Below are 15,205 nucleotides of genomic sequence, written 5' to 3'. Positions count from 1 at the left end.
CCGAATCACCGAGGTCGCTCGCCGGAGAGGTGTGCGGCTCAGTGCCAGGGCAGTCCGCTGCGGTGGGTCCAGTAGGCGCCCGGTTCCTCGGCCAGCGCGGCCAGCCGGGCGGCCTGGTCGTCGTCCAGATCGACCACGGGCGCGTGCAGGTTGGAGGCGAGCTGGGCGGAGGTGGCGGCGCCGGACAGGACGACGTCGGCCCAGGGCTGCCGCAGGACGAGGGCGAGGGCGACGGCGTCCTGGCCGAGCCCGGTCTCCCCGGCCACCGTGCGCAGCGCCTCGGGCGCCTCGGGCCCGGCGAGCCGCCCGTTGGCCATGCCCTCCTTGACGATCACCGAGAGCCCGGCGTCGTGCGCCTCGGCCAGCGCGGGGCCGGCGGAGGTCTCCAGCGCGTTGTACGTGGACTGCACGGCGCGGAACAGCGGTGCGCCGTCCACGGTGATCTTCAGCGCGGCGCGGATGGCGTCGGCCTGCGCCGGGCCGGAGGTGGAGAAGCCGACGGTGACCCCGTGCGCGGCGGCCTCGGCCAGCCGGGCGTGCAGGTCCCGGTCGGTGAGGGCGGGGCTGTCCGGGGTGACGGAGTGGATCTGGTAGAGGTCGAGCCGGTCCCCGAGCAGCTCGGCGGTCTCGGCGCGCTGGCGCTCGTAGGTGGCGAGGCCGTGGTCCTTGATCTCGTGGTGCTCGGCGTCGGTGGTCCAGTCGGCGGTGTAGGTGTAGCCCCACTTGCTGCCGACCACCGCGTCGGTCACGTCCGGGCGGGCGGCGAGCCACCCGGCGAGGAACTCCTCGGAGCGGCCGTAGGAGCGGGCCGCGTCGAAGTAGCGCACGCCCTGCGCGTAGGCGGCGTCGAGGAGTTCATGGGTACGGGTGCGCAGCGCGTCCACGCTGCGGTCCGGCGGGAGGTCGCGGTCCCGGCCGAGCGTGATGTAGCCGGGGCGGCCGACGGCGGCCAGACCCAGGCCGAGGTGGCAGGTCGGCGTCGTGGCGTGCGCGAGACGGGCGAAGGGCATCGCGGGCTCCGTTCGTCGGCCGGCTCCCGACCGGCCTGGTCGGTGGCCGCCGGCCGTCCCCGGCCGGCGGTCTCCCGACCAACCTAACCCGCGCCGCGCGCCCCCGACCGGTCACCGCCGCACACGGCGCCCGCACCCGGCACGGCCGCACGCGCCGCCGCCCGGGGCGCGGCCCGCCCCGCGGACCCGCGCCCCACCGGAACCCGGCGCCCGCGCCGGGGACCCGCTACGCCTTCTTCGCGTCCGCCCACGCGTGCTGCGCCGCCAGGTCCGCCTTGATCTCCGCGAGCTGGACGGCCACCGCGCCGGGTGCCGTACCGCCCCGGCCGTTGCGGGAGGCGAGGGCGCCGGGGACGTCGAGGACGGTGCGGACCTCGGGGGTGAGGTCGGCGGAGATGGCGGCGAACTGCGCGTCCGTGAGCTGGTCCAGCTCCTTGCCGTCGGCCTCCGCGACCTTGACGCACTCCCCGGCGACCTCGTGCGCGACCCGGAACGGCACGCCCCGCCGGACCAGCCACTCCGCGATGTCGGTGGCGAGGGAGAACCCGGCCGGGGCCAGCTCCTCCATGCGCTCGCGGTGCACGGTGAGCGTGGCGACCATGCCGGTGAACGCGGGGAGCAGCACCTCCAGTTGGTCGCAGGAGTCGAAGACGGGCTCCTTGTCCTCCTGGAGGTCCCGGTTGTAGGCGAGCGGCAGTGCCTTGAGGGTGGCGAGCAGGCCGGTCAGGTTGCCGATGAGACGGCCGGACTTGCCGCGCGCCAGTTCCGCGATGTCCGGGTTCTTCTTCTGCGGCATGATCGAGGAACCGGTGGAGAACGCGTCGTGCAGGGTGACGAAGGAGAACTCCTTCGTGTTCCAGATGATGATCTCCTCCGCGACGCGGGAGAGGTTGACCCCGATCATCGCGGTGATGAACGCGAACTCCGCGACGAAGTCCCGTGCGGCGGTGCCGTCGATGGAGTTGGCCACGCTGCCGTGCTCGAACCCGAGGTCGGCGGCGACCGCCTCCGGGTCCAGGCCCAGCGAGGACCCGGCCAGCGCGCCGGAGCCGTACGGCGAGACGGCGGTCCGGGTGTCCCACTGGCGCAGCCGCTCGGCGTCCCGGGAGAGCGCCTGCACATGGGCGAGCACATGGTGGGCGAAGAGGACCGGCTGGGCGTGCTGGAGGTGGGTGCGGCCGGGCATCGCCACGTCCGGGTGGGCGTCCGCGAGGCCGACCAGTGCGTCCTGGAGGTCCGCGATCAGCCCGCCGACGATCCGGGCGTGGTCGCGCAGGTACATCCGGAACAGGGTGGCGACCTGATCGTTGCGGGACCGCCCGGCGCGCAGCTTGCCGCCGAGGTCGGCGCCGAGCCGCTCCAGCAGGCCGCGCTCGAGGGCGGTGTGCACGTCCTCGTCCGCGATGGTGCCGGTGAAGCTGCCGTCCGCGACGTCGGACGCCAGCAGGTCCAGGCCCTGGTGCATCCGGGTCAGCTCGTCGTCGGTGAGGAGTCCGGCCTTGTGCAGCACACGGGCGTGGGCGCGGGACCCGGCGATGTCGTAGGGGGCGAGCCGCCAGTCGAAGTGGACGGAGGCGGAGAGTTTCGCCAGGGCCTCGGCGGGCCCGTCGGCGAACCGGCCGCCCCAGAGCCGTACGTCACCGCTGTTGCTGCTCACTTGCGTTGCTCCTCGGGGGGATCGGGTCCGGGTGTGCGACCGCCTCCCCGCGCCGGAGGGCTGGGGAGGCGGTCGTCAGGCTAGTGCGTGGGGACGGGCGGCCGGGCCGGGCGCGGCCGGACGGGCGCGCCGGTCAGGCGAGGTCGCGCTTGGCGGCGATCTTCGAGGACAGGCTGTAGATGTCGATGAAGCCCTTGGCGGCGGCCTGGTCGAAGGTGTCACCGGTGTCGTAGGTGGCGAGGTTGAAGTCGTACAGCGACGACTCCGAGCGGCGGCCGGTGACGACGGCACGGCCGCCGTGCAGGGTCATCCGGACGTCGCCGGTGACGTGCTGGTTGGCCTCGGTGATGAAGCCGTCCAGGGCGCGCTTCAGCGGGGAGAACCACTGGCCGTCGTAGACCAGTTCGCCCCAGCGCTGCTCGACCTGCCGCTTGTAGCGGGCGAGTTCGCGCTCGACGGTGACGTTCTCCAGCTCCTGGTGGGCGGTGATGAGCGCGATGGCGCCCGGTGCCTCGTACACCTCGCGGGACTTGATGCCGACGAGGCGGTCCTCGACCATGTCGATCCGGCCGATGCCCTGGGCACCGGCGCGCTCGTTGAGCTGCTGGATCGCCTGGAGCACGGTGACCGGGCGGCCGTCGATGGCGACGGGGACGCCCTCCTTGAAGCTGACGGTCACCTCGTCGGCCTCGCGGGGCAGCGCGGGGTTGGAGGTGTACTCGTAGATGTCCTCGATGGGCGCGTTCCAGATGTCCTCCAGGAAGCCCGTCTCGACGGCGCGCCCGAAGACGTTCTGGTCGATGGAGTACGGGGACTTCTTGGTGGTGGCGATCGGGAGCTGCTTGGCCTCGCAGAAGGCGATGGCCTTGTCACGGGTCATCGCGTAGTCGCGGACCGGGGCGATGCACCTGAGGTCGGGGGCGAGCGCGACGATCCCGGCCTCGAAGCGGACCTGGTCGTTGCCCTTGCCGGTGCAGCCGTGGGCGACGGTGGTGGCGCCGTGCTTCTGGGCGGCGGCCACGAGGTGCTTGACGATGGTGGGCCGGGAGAGGGCGGAGACCAGCGGGTAGCGGTCCATGTAGAGGGCGTTGGCCTTGATCGCCGGGAGGCAGTACTCCTCGGCGAACTCGTCCTTGGCGTCCGCGACCTCGGCCTCGACGGCACCGCACGCGAGGGCGCGCTTGCGGATGACGTCCAGGTCCTCGCCGCCCTGGCCGACGTCCACCGCTACGGCGATGACCTCGGCGCCCGTCTCCTCGGCGATCCAGCCGATGGCGACGGAGGTGTCCAGACCGCCGGAGTAGGCGAGTACGACGCGCTCGGTCACGGGTTTCTCCTCACAATGCGTTGCGCTGTTATGCATGAGTATGCAGAACTCCGCATGATTCGTCAATCGCACGATCGGGTGACGGCGGCACGTGGGCGGCGGAGGGCGATACGTCGGGGGCGGAGGGCGGCATGTGGGCGGCGGAGGGCGGCATGTGGGCGGCGGAGGGCGGCGGAGGGTGGCGCGCCCCCGACCCCGCCCGCGAAATCCTGAGACGGCCGAAGGAGTCCGCGCGAGAATCCGGAGACATGGGAAAGACCTACGAACGCATCGACGGCAGGCTCCGCACGTTCATCGAGGAGCAGCCCCTCTTCTTCACCGCGACCGCCCCGCTCGCGGCGGACGGCACGGTCAACCTCTCCCCCAAGGGCCTCAAGGGCTCGTTCGTGATCCTGGACGAACTGACCGTGGCCTACCGGGACTTCGCCGGGTCCAACGCCGAGACCGTCGCCCATCTGCGGGAGAACGGCCGCATCACCCTCATGTGGTGCGCGTTCCAGGGCCCGCCGAACATCGTCCGCGTGCACGGCACGGGCGAGGCGGTCTTCCGCGACGACCCCCGTTTCGCCGCTCTCCTCGCCCGCTTCCCGGACATCGACCCGAGCCGGCACGGACTGCGCGCCGTGATCGTCGTGCACGCCGAGCTGATCCGCGACAGCTGCGGCTACGCGGTCCCCCGCATGGCGTACGAGGCGGACCGCGAACTGCACGGCAAGCGCTTCGCCCGCGAGGACGACGCGTCGCTCAACGCGTACTTCGCCAAGAAGGACCACATCGCCACCAGCATCGACGGCCTGCCGGGACTGCCGTTGCCGCTGCCTCCCTCTACCGTCTGAGCCATGCGCTCCCGCCTGCTCGCCCTGGCCCTGACATCCCTCTGCGCGCTCGGCGCCACCGCCCCCGGCGGACGCGGCGAACCACTGCCCGCACGGATGGCCGACACCGGCGGCGGGAGCCAGCTGATCACCGCCGAGGCACCGGACACCGGGTCCACCACCGGCACGGTCACCTGGTGGGACCTGCGGGACGGGACCTGGACGGCGGCCGGTTCGGCACCGGCCCGCTTCGGGGCGGGCGGCCTGGTGGAGGGCACGGCACGACAGCAGGGCACCGGCACGACACCCACCGGGCTCTACGACCTCCCGTTCGCCTTCGGCATCCGTCCGGCCCCGCCCGGCACCCGTACCGCCTACCGGCGGGTCACCGACACCGCCTGGTGGTGCGAGGACAACGCCTCCACCGCCTACAACCGCTGGGCCGACCCGCTCCCCGCCGACTGCCGCCCCGCCGAGTCCGAACACCTCGCCGCCTACGACCCGCAGTACGCCCACGCCCTGGTCGTCGGCTTCAACTACCGGCGTCCGGTGCGTGGCCGGGGCGCGGGCATCTTCCTGCACGTCAACGGGCGCGGTGCGACAGCGGGGTGCGTGTCGGTGCCGGAGGAGGCGATGCGCGCGGTCCTGGCGTGGGCGGACCCGGCCCGCTCCCCGCACCTGGCGATCGGGACGGCGGGCGGGGCGACGGGGGTGACCCGGTACTGAGCCGCCGGGTGCGGGCCGGGGCGGGGCCGGGGAAACGGTTCGGCGGAGGTTCCCGGCCGGGGTGAACACCGGGCGTGTGCGGTGCGTATCTCTGGGCCAGGGGTCGAGTCCCGGAGGAACCGTACACGTGACCACCACACTCGCCGGCGGACGTGCCGCCCGCCGTCAGACGATGCGCCGCATCCGGCCGCGCCGGTCGCCCGCCGTCCCGCTGCTCCTCGTGGTCTGGGCGGGGGCGGCGGCCGTGCTGTGGCTCTGGTGGCACAACACGCCGTCCATCGCGGACGACACCGCCCGCATCGTCAACGCGGGCCGTATCACCGGGCTGTTGGCGGGTTACCTGATGGCGCTGGTGGTGCTCCAGATGGCCCGCGTGCCCGCGCTGGAGCGGCGGGTCGGCTCGGACCGGGTCGCGCGCTGGCACGCGATGAGCGGCCGGTACACCCTCAGTCTGGTCGTGGCGCACGTGTTCCTCACCATGTGGGGGTACGCCCGGCAGGCGGGACGCCCGCTGTCGGGGCTGGTGACGCAGACCGTCGAGTCGGTCGAGCAGCTGCCCGGCATGACCAAAGCGGCCGTCGGCACCGGCCTGTTGGTGCTGATCGGCCTCAGCTCCGTCGGCCCGGTCCGCCGCCGCCTGCCGTACGACACCTGGTACCACGTGCACCTGCTGACGTACGCGGCGGTGTTCCTGACGTTCTGGCACCAGGTGGCCGCCGGGAACGACTTCGCGGTGGAGCCGGTCGCCACGACCTTCTGGTACGCGCTGTACGGCGGGGTGACCGCGCTGGTGCTCTGGTACCGGGTGCTGGTCCCGGTCCGGCTGAACCTGCGGCACCGGCTGCGGGTGGAAGCGGTGATCGAGGAGACGCCGGGCATCGTGTCCGTGCTGATCAGGGGCCGGAGACTGCACCGGATGGGCGCGGAGGCGGGGCACTTCTTCCGCTGGCGGTTCCTCGCGCCGGGCATGCGGTTCAGTTCGCACCCGTACTCGCTGTCGGCGGCGCCCCGGCCGGAGATGCTGCGGATCACCGTGAAGGCCATCGGGGACCACAGCGCGGGGCTGCGCGCGCTGACGCCCGGTACGCGGGTGTGGGCCGAGGGGCCGTACGGCGCGCTGACCGCCCAGCGGCGCAGCCGGGGCAAGGTGCTGCTGGTGGCGGGCGGGGTGGGGATCACGCCGATGCGGGCGCTGTTCGAGACGCTGCCCGGCGCGGCCGGTGACATCACCCTGCTGTACCGCGCCAACACGACTCAGGACCTGGCGCTCTGGAGTGAGCTGGCGGCCATCGCCACCGAGCGCGGGGCGCGGCTGATGTACGCGGTGAACAGCCCCGAGGGCGAGCGTCCGGACATCTCGGCGGAGAACCTCCGGCGCAAGGTCCCGGACATCGAGCGGCACGACGTGTTCCTGTGCGGGCCGCCCGGATTCGCGCAGTCGGTGTTCGAGGCGCTGCGCGACGCCGGGGTTCCCGCGCGCCGTATCCACCAAGAGTCCTTCGAGATGTGAGCGGGAGCTGCCACGCGATGAGGAAGAGTCACCCCCTGCGCCGGATCGTGCTGGCCACGGCCGCCACGGTGTCCGGTGTCGTGCTGCTGCTGTCGCTGAAGCCGGGCGGCGGTCCGGCCGCGTCGGAGGCGACGGGCGCGGTGCCGGGCGCGTCGGCGGGGGCCCGGGAGTCCGCGCAGGGCGGCCAGGCCGGTGGTGTGCCCGCCGGGTCCGCGACCGTCACGGGGAACGTGGTGCGGACCGAGTACGGGGACGTACAGGTACGGATCACGGTCGCGGGCGGGAGGATCGTCCGCGCCGACGCCGTCCGGGCACCGAGGGGCGGGCTGAGCGACACGAAGTCCGCCGACGCGGTCCCGAAGCTCAACCGGCAGGCGGTGGCGGCGGGTTCGGCCCGCATCGACAGCGTCTCGGGCGCCACCTACACCAGCGAGGGCTACAAGAAATCCCTCCAGTCCGCGCTGGACAGGACGGAACCGGCGGGCGCCTCCGCCGCTGCCGCCCGCGCGTCCGCGGACCCGTCGGCTCCGCGCACGGTGACCGGGGACGTCGTACGGACCGAGTACGGGGACGTACAGGTGCGGGTCACCGTCACGGACGGGAAGCTCACCCGTGCCGCCGCCGTCCGGGCACCGCAGGGCGGGCTGAGCGACCAGAAGACCGCCGACGCGGTCCCGAAGCTCAACGCGCGTGCGGTGGCCGCCGGTTCGGCCCGCATCGACAGCGTCTCGGGCGCCACCTACACCAGCGAGGGCTACAAGAAGTCCCTCCAGTCCGCGCTGGACAGGGCCGGTGGCTGAGGCGGTGGCGGAGCGGGCGGGGGTCCCGGCGGCCGTACGGCACGCCGAGGAGGTCATGGGGACCGTCTTCTCCTTCGACGTACGGGGCGGGGAGCCCGGCGCGGTCCGGGCCGCGCTCGCCGAGGCGGTCGCGGAGCTGCACCGGATGGACGCGGTCTTCTCGACCTACCGCGAGGACAGTGAGGTGTCCCGGCTGGTACGGGGTGAGCTGACCGTCGCGGAGTGTGTTCCCGAGGTCGCCGAGGTGCTGGCGCTCGCCGCCGAGGCGGAACGGGTCAGCGGCGGCTGGTTCAGCCCCCGCTATCTCGGTTCCCTCGATCCCACCGGCATCGTCAAGGGCTGGTCGGCGGAGCGCGCGGCCCGTGCGCTGGCCGGGGTGGACGGGGTGTGCGGGGTCAGTGTGAACGGGGGCGGCGACGTGCAGTTGCTGGGAATCCCGGAGGACGGCCGTGCCTGGCGGGTCGGGGTGTCCGACCCGCTCCGCCCGGGCGGCCTGGCCGCCGTCGTCTCCGCCTCCGGTGCGCCCGCCCTCTCCGTCGCCACCTCCGGCACCGCCGAACGCGGCCCCCACATCATCGACCCCCGCACCGCCCGCCCCGCCGTCACCGACCTCCTCGCCGTCACCGTCCTCTCCCCCCACCTCACCTGGTCCGACTCCTGGGCCACTGCGGCCTTCGCCATGAGCGCGCGAGCGGGCCTGACCTGGCTGGAGTCCCTACCGGACGTGGAGGCGCTCCTGATCACGGCCGGGGACGAAGTCCTGTGCACCGACGGCCTGAGCTCCTGGCTGGGCTGACCGGGGCGGCGCAGCCGCCTTTCAGGGGCGCGGGGAACTGCGCGACCGGCCACGGCGTACCCGCGGCCGGTGTCGATACAGAAGCCCCGCCCCCGAACCGCCCCCGAACCGACGGAGTCACGTCGCGTTCTGGGCCAGCCGCAGCAGATGGTCGGCCAGCGACTGCCCACCCACCGGATCACGGCTGATCAGCAGCAGCGTGTCGTCACCGGCGATGGTCCCCAGGATGTCGTGGAGTTCGGCCTGGTCGATGGCGGAGGCGAGGAACTGGGCCGCGCCGGGCGGGGTGCGGAGGACGACGAGGTTGGCGGACGCCTCGGCGGAGATGAGGAGTTCCGCGGAGAGCCGCCGCATGCGCTCCTCCTTGGCGGACTCGCCGAGCGGGGCGCGCGGAGTGCGGAACCCCCCCTCGCTGGGCACCGCGTAGATCAGATCCCCCTCCGCGTTGCGGATCTTGACCGCGTTCAGCTCGTCGAGATCCCGCGAGAGCGTCGCCTGCGTGACACTCAGCCCGTCGTCGGCGAGCAGCTTGGCGAGCTGGCTCTGCGACCGCACGGGCTGCCGGTTGAGGATGTCCACGATCCGCCGGTGCCGGGCGGTACGCGTCTGCGGCACGGCGGGCCCGGCACCCGCCGCCTGCTGGTGGTCCTGCGCCTGGCTCATCGTCGTCTCATTCCCCGGCTCGTCCGTCCCCGTGACCCGCGTCGAGGATGCCGGGCAGTGCCCGCAGGAACGCGGCCGTCTCGTCGTCGCGGAGGTTGAGCGGCGGCATGAGCCGTACGACGTCGGGAGCGGGCACGTTCACCAGGAACCCGGCATCCTGGGCCGCCTGCCGCACCTGAGGTGCGTACGGCCCGGTGAGCACGATACCGAGGAGGAGTCCGGCGCCCCGGACATGGTCCACCAGCGGGTGTCCGAGCCCTTCGACACCGTCGCGCAGGGCGCCGCTCTGCCGCTTGACGTTGTCGAGGAGGCCCTCGCCCTCGATGGTGTCCAGCACGGCGAGCCCGGCCGCGCAGGCGACGGGGTTGCCGCCGAAGGTCGTACCGTGCTGGCCGGGCCGGAGCAGGTCGGCGGCGCGGCCGAAGGCGACGGTGGCGCCGAGCGGGAGGCCGCCGCCGAGCCCCTTGGCCAGGGTGACGACGTCGGGCAGGACCCCGTCGTGGGCCTGGTACTCGAACCAGCCGCCGGTGCGGCCGACGCCGGTCTGCACCTCGTCCAGGACGAGCAGCGCGCCGGTGGCGGCGGTGATGGCGCGGGCGGCCTTGAGGTAGCCGGGCGGGGGGACGACGACGCCGTTCTCGCCCTGGATGGGCTCGATGACGACGAGGGCGGTCTCCTCGGTGACGGCGGCGGCGAGCGCCTGTGCGTCGCCGTACGGCACGTGCGTGACGTCGCCGGGCAGCGGGAGGAACGGTTCCTGCTTGCCGGGCTGGCCGGTGAGCGCGAGGGCGCCCATCGTGCGGCCGTGGAACCCGCCGGTGGCGGCGACCATGTGGGTGCGGCCGGTCAGCCGGCCGATCTTGAAGGCGGCCTCGTTGGCCTCGGCGCCGGAGTTGCAGAAGAAGACCCGCCCGGCGCGGCCGAACAGCTTCAGCAGGCGTTCGGCGAGGGCGACCGGCGGCTCGGCGACGTACAGGTTGGAGACGTGCCCCAGGGAGGCGATCTGGCGGCTGACGGCCTCGACCACGGCCGGGTGGGCGTGCCCGAGGGCGTTGACCGCGATACCGCCGACGAAGTCGAGGTACGCGGTGCCGTCGGCGTCCCAGAGGCGGGTGCCCGCGCCCCGCACCAGGGGCAGTGCGGGGGTGCCGTAGTTGTCCATGAGCGCGCCCTGCCAGCGCCCGGTCAGCTCTTCGTTGGCGGTCATGACCGCGCTCCCTCCGCGTCGTCGTCGGGCACGACCATCGTGCCGATGCCCTCGTCGGTGAAGATCTCCAGCAGGATGGAGTGCTGGACCCGGCCGTCGATGACGCGGGCGGTGCGCACCCCGTTGCGTACGGCGTGCAGACAGCCCCGCATCTTCGGCACCATGCCGCTGGACAGGTCCGGGAGGAGTTTCTCCAGCTCGCTCGCGGTGAGGCGGCTGATCACCTCGTCGGAGTGGGGCCAGTCCTCGTAGAGTCCCTCGACGTCGGTGAGGACCATGAGGGTCTCGGCGCCCAGTGCCGCAGCGAGTGCCGCAGCCGCCGTATCAGCATTGACGTTGTAGACATGTCCGTCGTCCTGGGAACGGGCGATCGAGGAGACGACCGGGATGCGACCGTCGTCGAGCAGCGCCTCCAGGGCGCCGGTGTCGATCGCGGTGATCTCCCCGACCCGGCCGATATCGACGCGTTCGCCGTCGATCTCGGGCAGGTGCCGGGTGGCGGTGATGGTGTGGGCGTCCTCGCCGGTGAGGCCGACGGCGAGCGGGCCGTGCGCGTTGAGCAGTCCGACCAGCTCGCGCTGCACCTGCCCGGCGAGCACCATCCGTACGACGTCCATCGCGTCCTCGGTGGTGACCCGGAGCCCGGCCTTGAACTCGCTGACGATGCCGTGCCGGTCGAGGGCGGCGCTGATCTGCGGGCCGCCGCCGTGCACGACGACGGGACGGAGCCCGGCGTGCCTCAGGAAGACGACGTCCTGGGCGAAGGCGGCCTTCAGCTCGTCGTCGATCATCGCGTTGCCACCGAACTTGATGACGACGGTGCGGCCGTGGTGCCGGGTGAGCCAGGGCAGGGCCTCCACGAGAATCCGCGCCTTGGGGAGGGCGGTGTGCCTGCGGGTGCCGCCGCCGGTGTCGTCGGTGGTGCCGTGGGGGGCGCTCATGAGGAGTACGCGCTGTTCTCGTGGACGTAGTCGGCGGTGAGGTCGTTGGTCCAGATGGTGGCGGTGGCGTCACCGGCGGCGAGGTCGGCGACGATGTGGACCTCGCGGTAGCGCATGTCCACCTGGTCGCGGTCCTCGCCGACACCGCCGTTCTTGCACACCCAGACCCCGTTGATGGCGACGTTCAGCCGGTCGGGTTCGAAGGCGGCGCGGGTGGTGCCGATGGCGGACAGGACGCGGCCCCAGTTGGGGTCCTCGCCGTGGACGGCGCACTTGAGCAGGTTGTTCCGGGCGATGGAGCGGCCCACCTCGACGGCGTCGTCCTCGGTGGCCGCGTTGACCACCTCGACGCGGATGTCCTTGCTGGCGCCCTCGGCGTCCCGGATGAGCTGCTGCCCGAGGTCGTCGCAGACCTCACGGACGGCCTCGGCGAAGGCGGCCTCGTCGGGGGTGGTGCCGGAGGCGCCGGAGGCGAGCAGCAGCACGGTGTCGTTGGTGGACATGCAGCCGTCGGAGTCCACCCGGTCGAAGGTGACGCGGGTCGCGGCGCGCAGGGCTCGGTCCAGGGCCGCGCTGTCCAGGTCGGCGTCGGTGGTGAGGACGACCAGCATGGTGGCGAGGCCGGGGGCGAGCATCCCGGCGCCCTTGGCCATGCCGCCCACGGTCCAGCCGTCGCGGCTCGCCACCGCCGTCTTGTGGACGGTGTCGGTGGTCTTGATGGCGAGGGCGGCCTTCTCGCCGCCGTGCTCGGAGAGCTGGGCGGCGGCGGTCCCGATACCGGGGAGCAGCTTGTCCATCGGCAGGGTGACGCCGATCAGGCCGGTGGAGCAGACGGCGATCTCGACGGCGCCCCGGCCCAGCACCTCGGCGGCCCTCTCGGCGGTGGCGTGGGTGTCCTGGAAGCCCTTGGGTCCCGTACAGGCGTTGGCGCCACCGGAGTTGAGGACGACGGCGGAGACCTGGCCGGACTTCAGGACCTGCTCGGACCAGAGGACCGGCGCGGCCTTCACCCGGTTGGCGGTGAAGACGCCCGCGGCGGCACGGCGTGGGCCGGTGTTGACCACGAGGGCCAGGTCGGGGTTGCCGTTCTCCTTGATCCCGGCGGCGATGCCCGCCGCCGTGAACCCCTTGGCTGCCGTGACGCTCACGGTGCGACTCCGATCGTGGAAAGGCCGGTGGTCTCGGGGAGACCGAGGGCGATGTTCATGCTCTGTACGGCACCGCCCGCGGTGCCCTTGGTGAGGTTGTCGAGGGCGCTGATCACGATGATGCGGTTCACCGCCGGGTCGTGGGCGACCTGCACCTGAACCGCGTTGGAACCGTAAACGGACGCCGTCGCGGGCCACTGCCCCTCGGGGAGCAGGTGCACGAACGGTTCGTCGGCGTACGCCTTCTCGTAGACGGCGCGGACCGTGTCGGCGGTGACGCCCGGGCGGGCGGTCGCGGTGCAGGTGGCGAGGATGCCGCGGCTCATCGGGGCGAGGGTCGGCGTGAAGGACACGGCGACCCGCTCACCGGCCGCGGCGCTGAGGTTCTGGATCATCTCGGGGGTGTGCCGGTGGCCGCCGCCGACGCCGTACGGCGACATGGAGCCCATGACCTCGCTGCCGAGCAGATGGGTCTTGGCGGACTTGCCCGCGCCGGAGGTCCCGGACGCGGCGACGATCACCGCCTCCGGCTCGGCGAGACCGGCCGCGTAGGCGGGGAACAGCGCGAGGGACACGGCGGTCGGGTAGCAGCCGGGTACGGCGATCCGCGTGGCCCCCGCCAACCCGGCCCGCGCACCGGGCAGTTCGGGCAGGCCGTACGGCCACGTCCCGGCGTGCGGGGAGCCGTAGTACGTCTCCCAGTCGGCCGCGTCCCTGAGCCGGAAGTCGGCGCCCATGTCGATGACGAGCACCTCCGGACCGAGCTGTTCGGCCACGGCCGCGGACTGCCCGTGCGGCAGCGCGAGGAACACGACGTCGTGCCCGGCGAGCGCCTCGGCGGAGGTCTCCGCCAGCACCCGGTCCGCCAACGGCAGCAACTGCGGCTGAAGCGCCCCGAACCGCTGCCCGGCGTTGGAGTTCCCGGTCAGCGCCCCGACCTCCACCCCCGGATGCCCCACCAGCAACCGCAACACCTCCCCCCCGGCATACCCACTGGCCCCGGCCACCGCAGCACGCACCGCCATGTTCTCCATCCTTCTCTCGATGGCATGACTATACGTATACCTGCACGTTTATGCAACGGTCACCGAAAGGGTCACCGGGGCATGCGGCGGGGGCGTCACCAAGTCCTCGCCGGGCGCCGACCGCCCCGCCCGCCGCCCCGCCCACCTACGGGCCCACCCCGGGGCTCCGCCCACCGGCCCACCCCTGGGCACCGCTCCCCCCGCCCCGTACCCTCGACCCATGCCCGCAGCCCTCCGCCGCCTCCTCGTACTCGGCGACCCCGCCGCCGTCCCGCCGACGGGGGCGCTCGGTCCGCGGCGCGGGCGAAGGGCGGGCCGGTGACCGGCGGGCACCGGCCCGTGGCCGATGTGCTGGCGCATCTCGTGGGGCGCTGGCGGGTGGAGCGGGTGGTGCGGGATCTCGCGGGCGGGGCCGAGGGCGGATTCAGCGGGGTCACGGACTTTCTGCCGCTCGACGGGGGCGGGCTGCTGCACGAGGAGGCCGGGACGTTCACCTGGCACGGTGTGGCGCGGCCCGCGACGCGGACGCTGCGGTTCCTGCCGGGTGCCGCGCCGGGCACGGCGGACGTGCGGTTCGCGGACGGGCGCCCCTTCCACCCCCTGGACCTGACCTCGGGCCACTTCGTCGCGGACCATCCGTGCGCGGCCGACCTCTACCGGGGCGAGTTCACCGTCACCGACGCCGATCACTGGCGCACGGTGTGGCGGGTGGGCGGCCCGGCGAAGGATCTGCTGCTGATCACGGAGTACACGCGGGAGAGCTGAACGCGCCTACCCGGCCGGTACGGCGGGTGCCCCGGCCGCGTCCAGCCGCAGGGTCCACCGCCCGGCCCCGCCGGTCACCGAGGCCGTGGCGAGGGGCCGTACGTCCACGGCGAAGTACGTCTCCGGCGCCGCCCTCAGCACATGCACCAGCACCGCGCGGATCACGGCGGGCTCGACCACGGCGACGATCGCGCCGCCCGCCGGGCGGGTGTCCAGCCACTCGCCCACCCGCGCGGCGAACGCGGTCAGGGACTCGCCACCGTGCGGGGTCGCACGCGGCTCCGCGAGCCAGTGGTCCACGGCCTCCGGCTCACGTGCCATCGCCTCGCCCAGTGTCAGCCCGTTCCAGCGGCCCATGTCGCACTCGCGCAGGGCGAGTTGGGCGAGCGGTGCGTAGCCGAGGGCGTCCCCGGTGGCGCGGGAGCGGGGAGTGGGCGAGCAGTAGCGCAGCTCGGCGCCCGAGGGCGGCGGCAGCGTACCGGCGAGCCGCTGCACCTCGTCCCAGCCCGCCTGGTCCAACGGCCGCTGGTCCTGGAAGCGCTCGGCACGCGAACCGGCGGTCCCGGCCGCGGCCACGAACGTCACCCGAAGTGGCATGGAGCGATGGTGGGCCCGGCAAGTACGCAGGTCAAGGGGCGGGACCGAAGCCGTACGAGGGGCGGCGCGGAACGTCCGGGAACGTACCGTACGCGGCCGGTGAACGCCGCCCGGGCGGCCGGTTCCGGGGCGGGCGCGGGGCGCCGAGGGTTGCGGCCGGTGCGCGGCGGTGCCCACACTGGTCGGGTCGGCGCCGTCGCCGGACGGGCGCCGGACAG

At 73.4% G+C, this 15,205-nt stretch carries 15 protein-coding genes; 6 read left to right on the top strand and 9 right to left on the bottom strand.

Annotated elements, in window-relative coordinates; translation table 11 throughout:
• Nucleotides 1-38 precede the first annotated feature (38 nt).
• The 3 genes from KUM39_RS16150 to KUM39_RS16140 form a co-directional block, all read right to left on the bottom strand.
• The gene (locus KUM39_RS16150) at nucleotides 39-1,010 is read right to left on the bottom strand and encodes an aldo/keto reductase (protein WP_217786341.1); all 972 of its coding nucleotides are present in this window, start codon (nucleotides 1,008-1,010) and stop codon (nucleotides 39-41) included.
• Between the two features lie 226 nt (nucleotides 1,011-1,236).
• Nucleotides 1,237-2,667 (bottom strand): argininosuccinate lyase, encoded by a 1,431-nt coding sequence (gene argH, locus KUM39_RS16145; protein WP_217786340.1) that lies wholly within the window; start codon nucleotides 2,665-2,667, stop codon nucleotides 1,237-1,239.
• A gap of 133 nt (nucleotides 2,668-2,800) precedes the next feature.
• Complete coding sequence (locus tag KUM39_RS16140; RefSeq protein WP_217786339.1) at nucleotides 2,801-3,994, bottom strand: argininosuccinate synthase; 1,194 nt, start codon at nucleotides 3,992-3,994, stop codon at nucleotides 2,801-2,803.
• Between the two features lie 248 nt (nucleotides 3,995-4,242).
• Between KUM39_RS16140 and KUM39_RS16135 the strand changes: the two genes are divergently transcribed.
• From KUM39_RS16135 to KUM39_RS16115, 5 genes are all read left to right on the top strand, one after another.
• Nucleotides 4,243-4,830, top strand: coding sequence for a pyridoxamine 5'-phosphate oxidase family protein (locus tag KUM39_RS16135; protein WP_217786338.1), 588 nt, complete (start codon nucleotides 4,243-4,245; stop codon nucleotides 4,828-4,830).
• Nucleotides 4,831-4,833: 3 nt separating this feature from the next.
• On the top strand, nucleotides 4,834-5,535 hold the full coding sequence (locus KUM39_RS16130; RefSeq protein WP_217786337.1) for a L,D-transpeptidase family protein: 702 nt from the start codon (nucleotides 4,834-4,836) through the stop codon (nucleotides 5,533-5,535).
• A gap of 127 nt (nucleotides 5,536-5,662) precedes the next feature.
• The gene (locus KUM39_RS16125; protein ID WP_217786336.1) at nucleotides 5,663-7,045 is read left to right on the top strand and encodes a ferredoxin reductase family protein; all 1,383 of its coding nucleotides are present in this window, start codon (nucleotides 5,663-5,665) and stop codon (nucleotides 7,043-7,045) included.
• A 17-nt stretch (nucleotides 7,046-7,062) separates the two neighbouring features.
• On the top strand, nucleotides 7,063-7,845 hold the full coding sequence (locus tag KUM39_RS16120; protein ID WP_217786335.1) for an FMN-binding protein: 783 nt from the start codon (nucleotides 7,063-7,065) through the stop codon (nucleotides 7,843-7,845).
• Nucleotides 7,838-8,641, top strand: coding sequence for an FAD:protein FMN transferase (locus KUM39_RS16115; protein ID WP_308288148.1), 804 nt, complete (start codon nucleotides 7,838-7,840; stop codon nucleotides 8,639-8,641). Before KUM39_RS16120 ends, KUM39_RS16115 begins: the two co-directional genes overlap by 8 nt.
• Nucleotides 8,642-8,758: 117 nt before the next feature.
• On the opposite strand, the gene KUM39_RS16110 is transcribed toward KUM39_RS16115, so the two are convergent.
• Genes KUM39_RS16110 through argC form a run of 5 tightly spaced genes read right to left on the bottom strand, consistent with a single transcriptional unit; the run spans nucleotide 8,759 to nucleotide 13,625 of the window.
• Nucleotides 8,759-9,304, bottom strand: coding sequence for an arginine repressor (locus KUM39_RS16110; protein ID WP_217786334.1), 546 nt, complete (start codon nucleotides 9,302-9,304; stop codon nucleotides 8,759-8,761).
• Nucleotides 9,305-9,311: 7 nt separating this feature from the next.
• Entirely contained in the window at nucleotides 9,312-10,511 is a 1,200-nt protein-coding gene (locus KUM39_RS16105) for an acetylornithine transaminase (RefSeq protein ID WP_217786333.1), read from the bottom strand.
• Nucleotides 10,508-11,452 carry an acetylglutamate kinase gene (argB, locus tag KUM39_RS16100; RefSeq protein WP_217786332.1) on the bottom strand — a complete coding sequence of 315 codons (945 nt, stop codon included), beginning with the start codon at nucleotides 11,450-11,452 and terminating at the stop codon, nucleotides 10,508-10,510. The genes KUM39_RS16105 and argB overlap by 4 nt, the downstream gene beginning before the upstream one ends.
• Nucleotides 11,449-12,600: a bifunctional glutamate N-acetyltransferase/amino-acid acetyltransferase ArgJ gene (gene argJ, locus KUM39_RS16095; RefSeq protein WP_217786331.1), complete on the bottom strand. Its 1,152-nt coding sequence runs from the start codon at nucleotides 12,598-12,600 to the stop codon at nucleotides 11,449-11,451. The genes argB and argJ overlap by 4 nt, the downstream gene beginning before the upstream one ends.
• Entirely contained in the window at nucleotides 12,597-13,625 is a 1,029-nt protein-coding gene (gene argC / locus KUM39_RS16090; protein WP_217786330.1) for an N-acetyl-gamma-glutamyl-phosphate reductase, read from the bottom strand. Before argC ends, argJ begins: the two co-directional genes overlap by 4 nt.
• Nucleotides 13,626-13,943: 318 nt before the next feature.
• Between argC and KUM39_RS16085 the strand changes: the two genes are divergently transcribed.
• The gene (locus tag KUM39_RS16085) at nucleotides 13,944-14,390 is read left to right on the top strand and encodes a DUF6314 family protein (protein WP_217786329.1); all 447 of its coding nucleotides are present in this window, start codon (nucleotides 13,944-13,946) and stop codon (nucleotides 14,388-14,390) included.
• A gap of 6 nt (nucleotides 14,391-14,396) precedes the next feature.
• Here the strand turns inward: KUM39_RS16085 and KUM39_RS16080 are convergent, their stop codons facing one another.
• Nucleotides 14,397-14,987 carry a histidine phosphatase family protein gene (locus tag KUM39_RS16080; RefSeq protein WP_217786328.1) on the bottom strand — a complete coding sequence of 197 codons (591 nt, stop codon included), beginning with the start codon at nucleotides 14,985-14,987 and terminating at the stop codon, nucleotides 14,397-14,399.
• Between the last annotated feature and the right edge of the window lie 218 nt (nucleotides 14,988-15,205).

The sequence above is a fragment of the Streptomyces corallincola genome (genome assembly GCF_019104725.1).
Lineage (GTDB): Bacteria > Actinomycetota > Actinomycetes > Streptomycetales > Streptomycetaceae > Streptomyces > Streptomyces corallincola.
The sequence above is the reverse complement of the archived record's forward strand: the minus strand, read 5'-3'. Positions and strand labels throughout refer to the sequence as shown.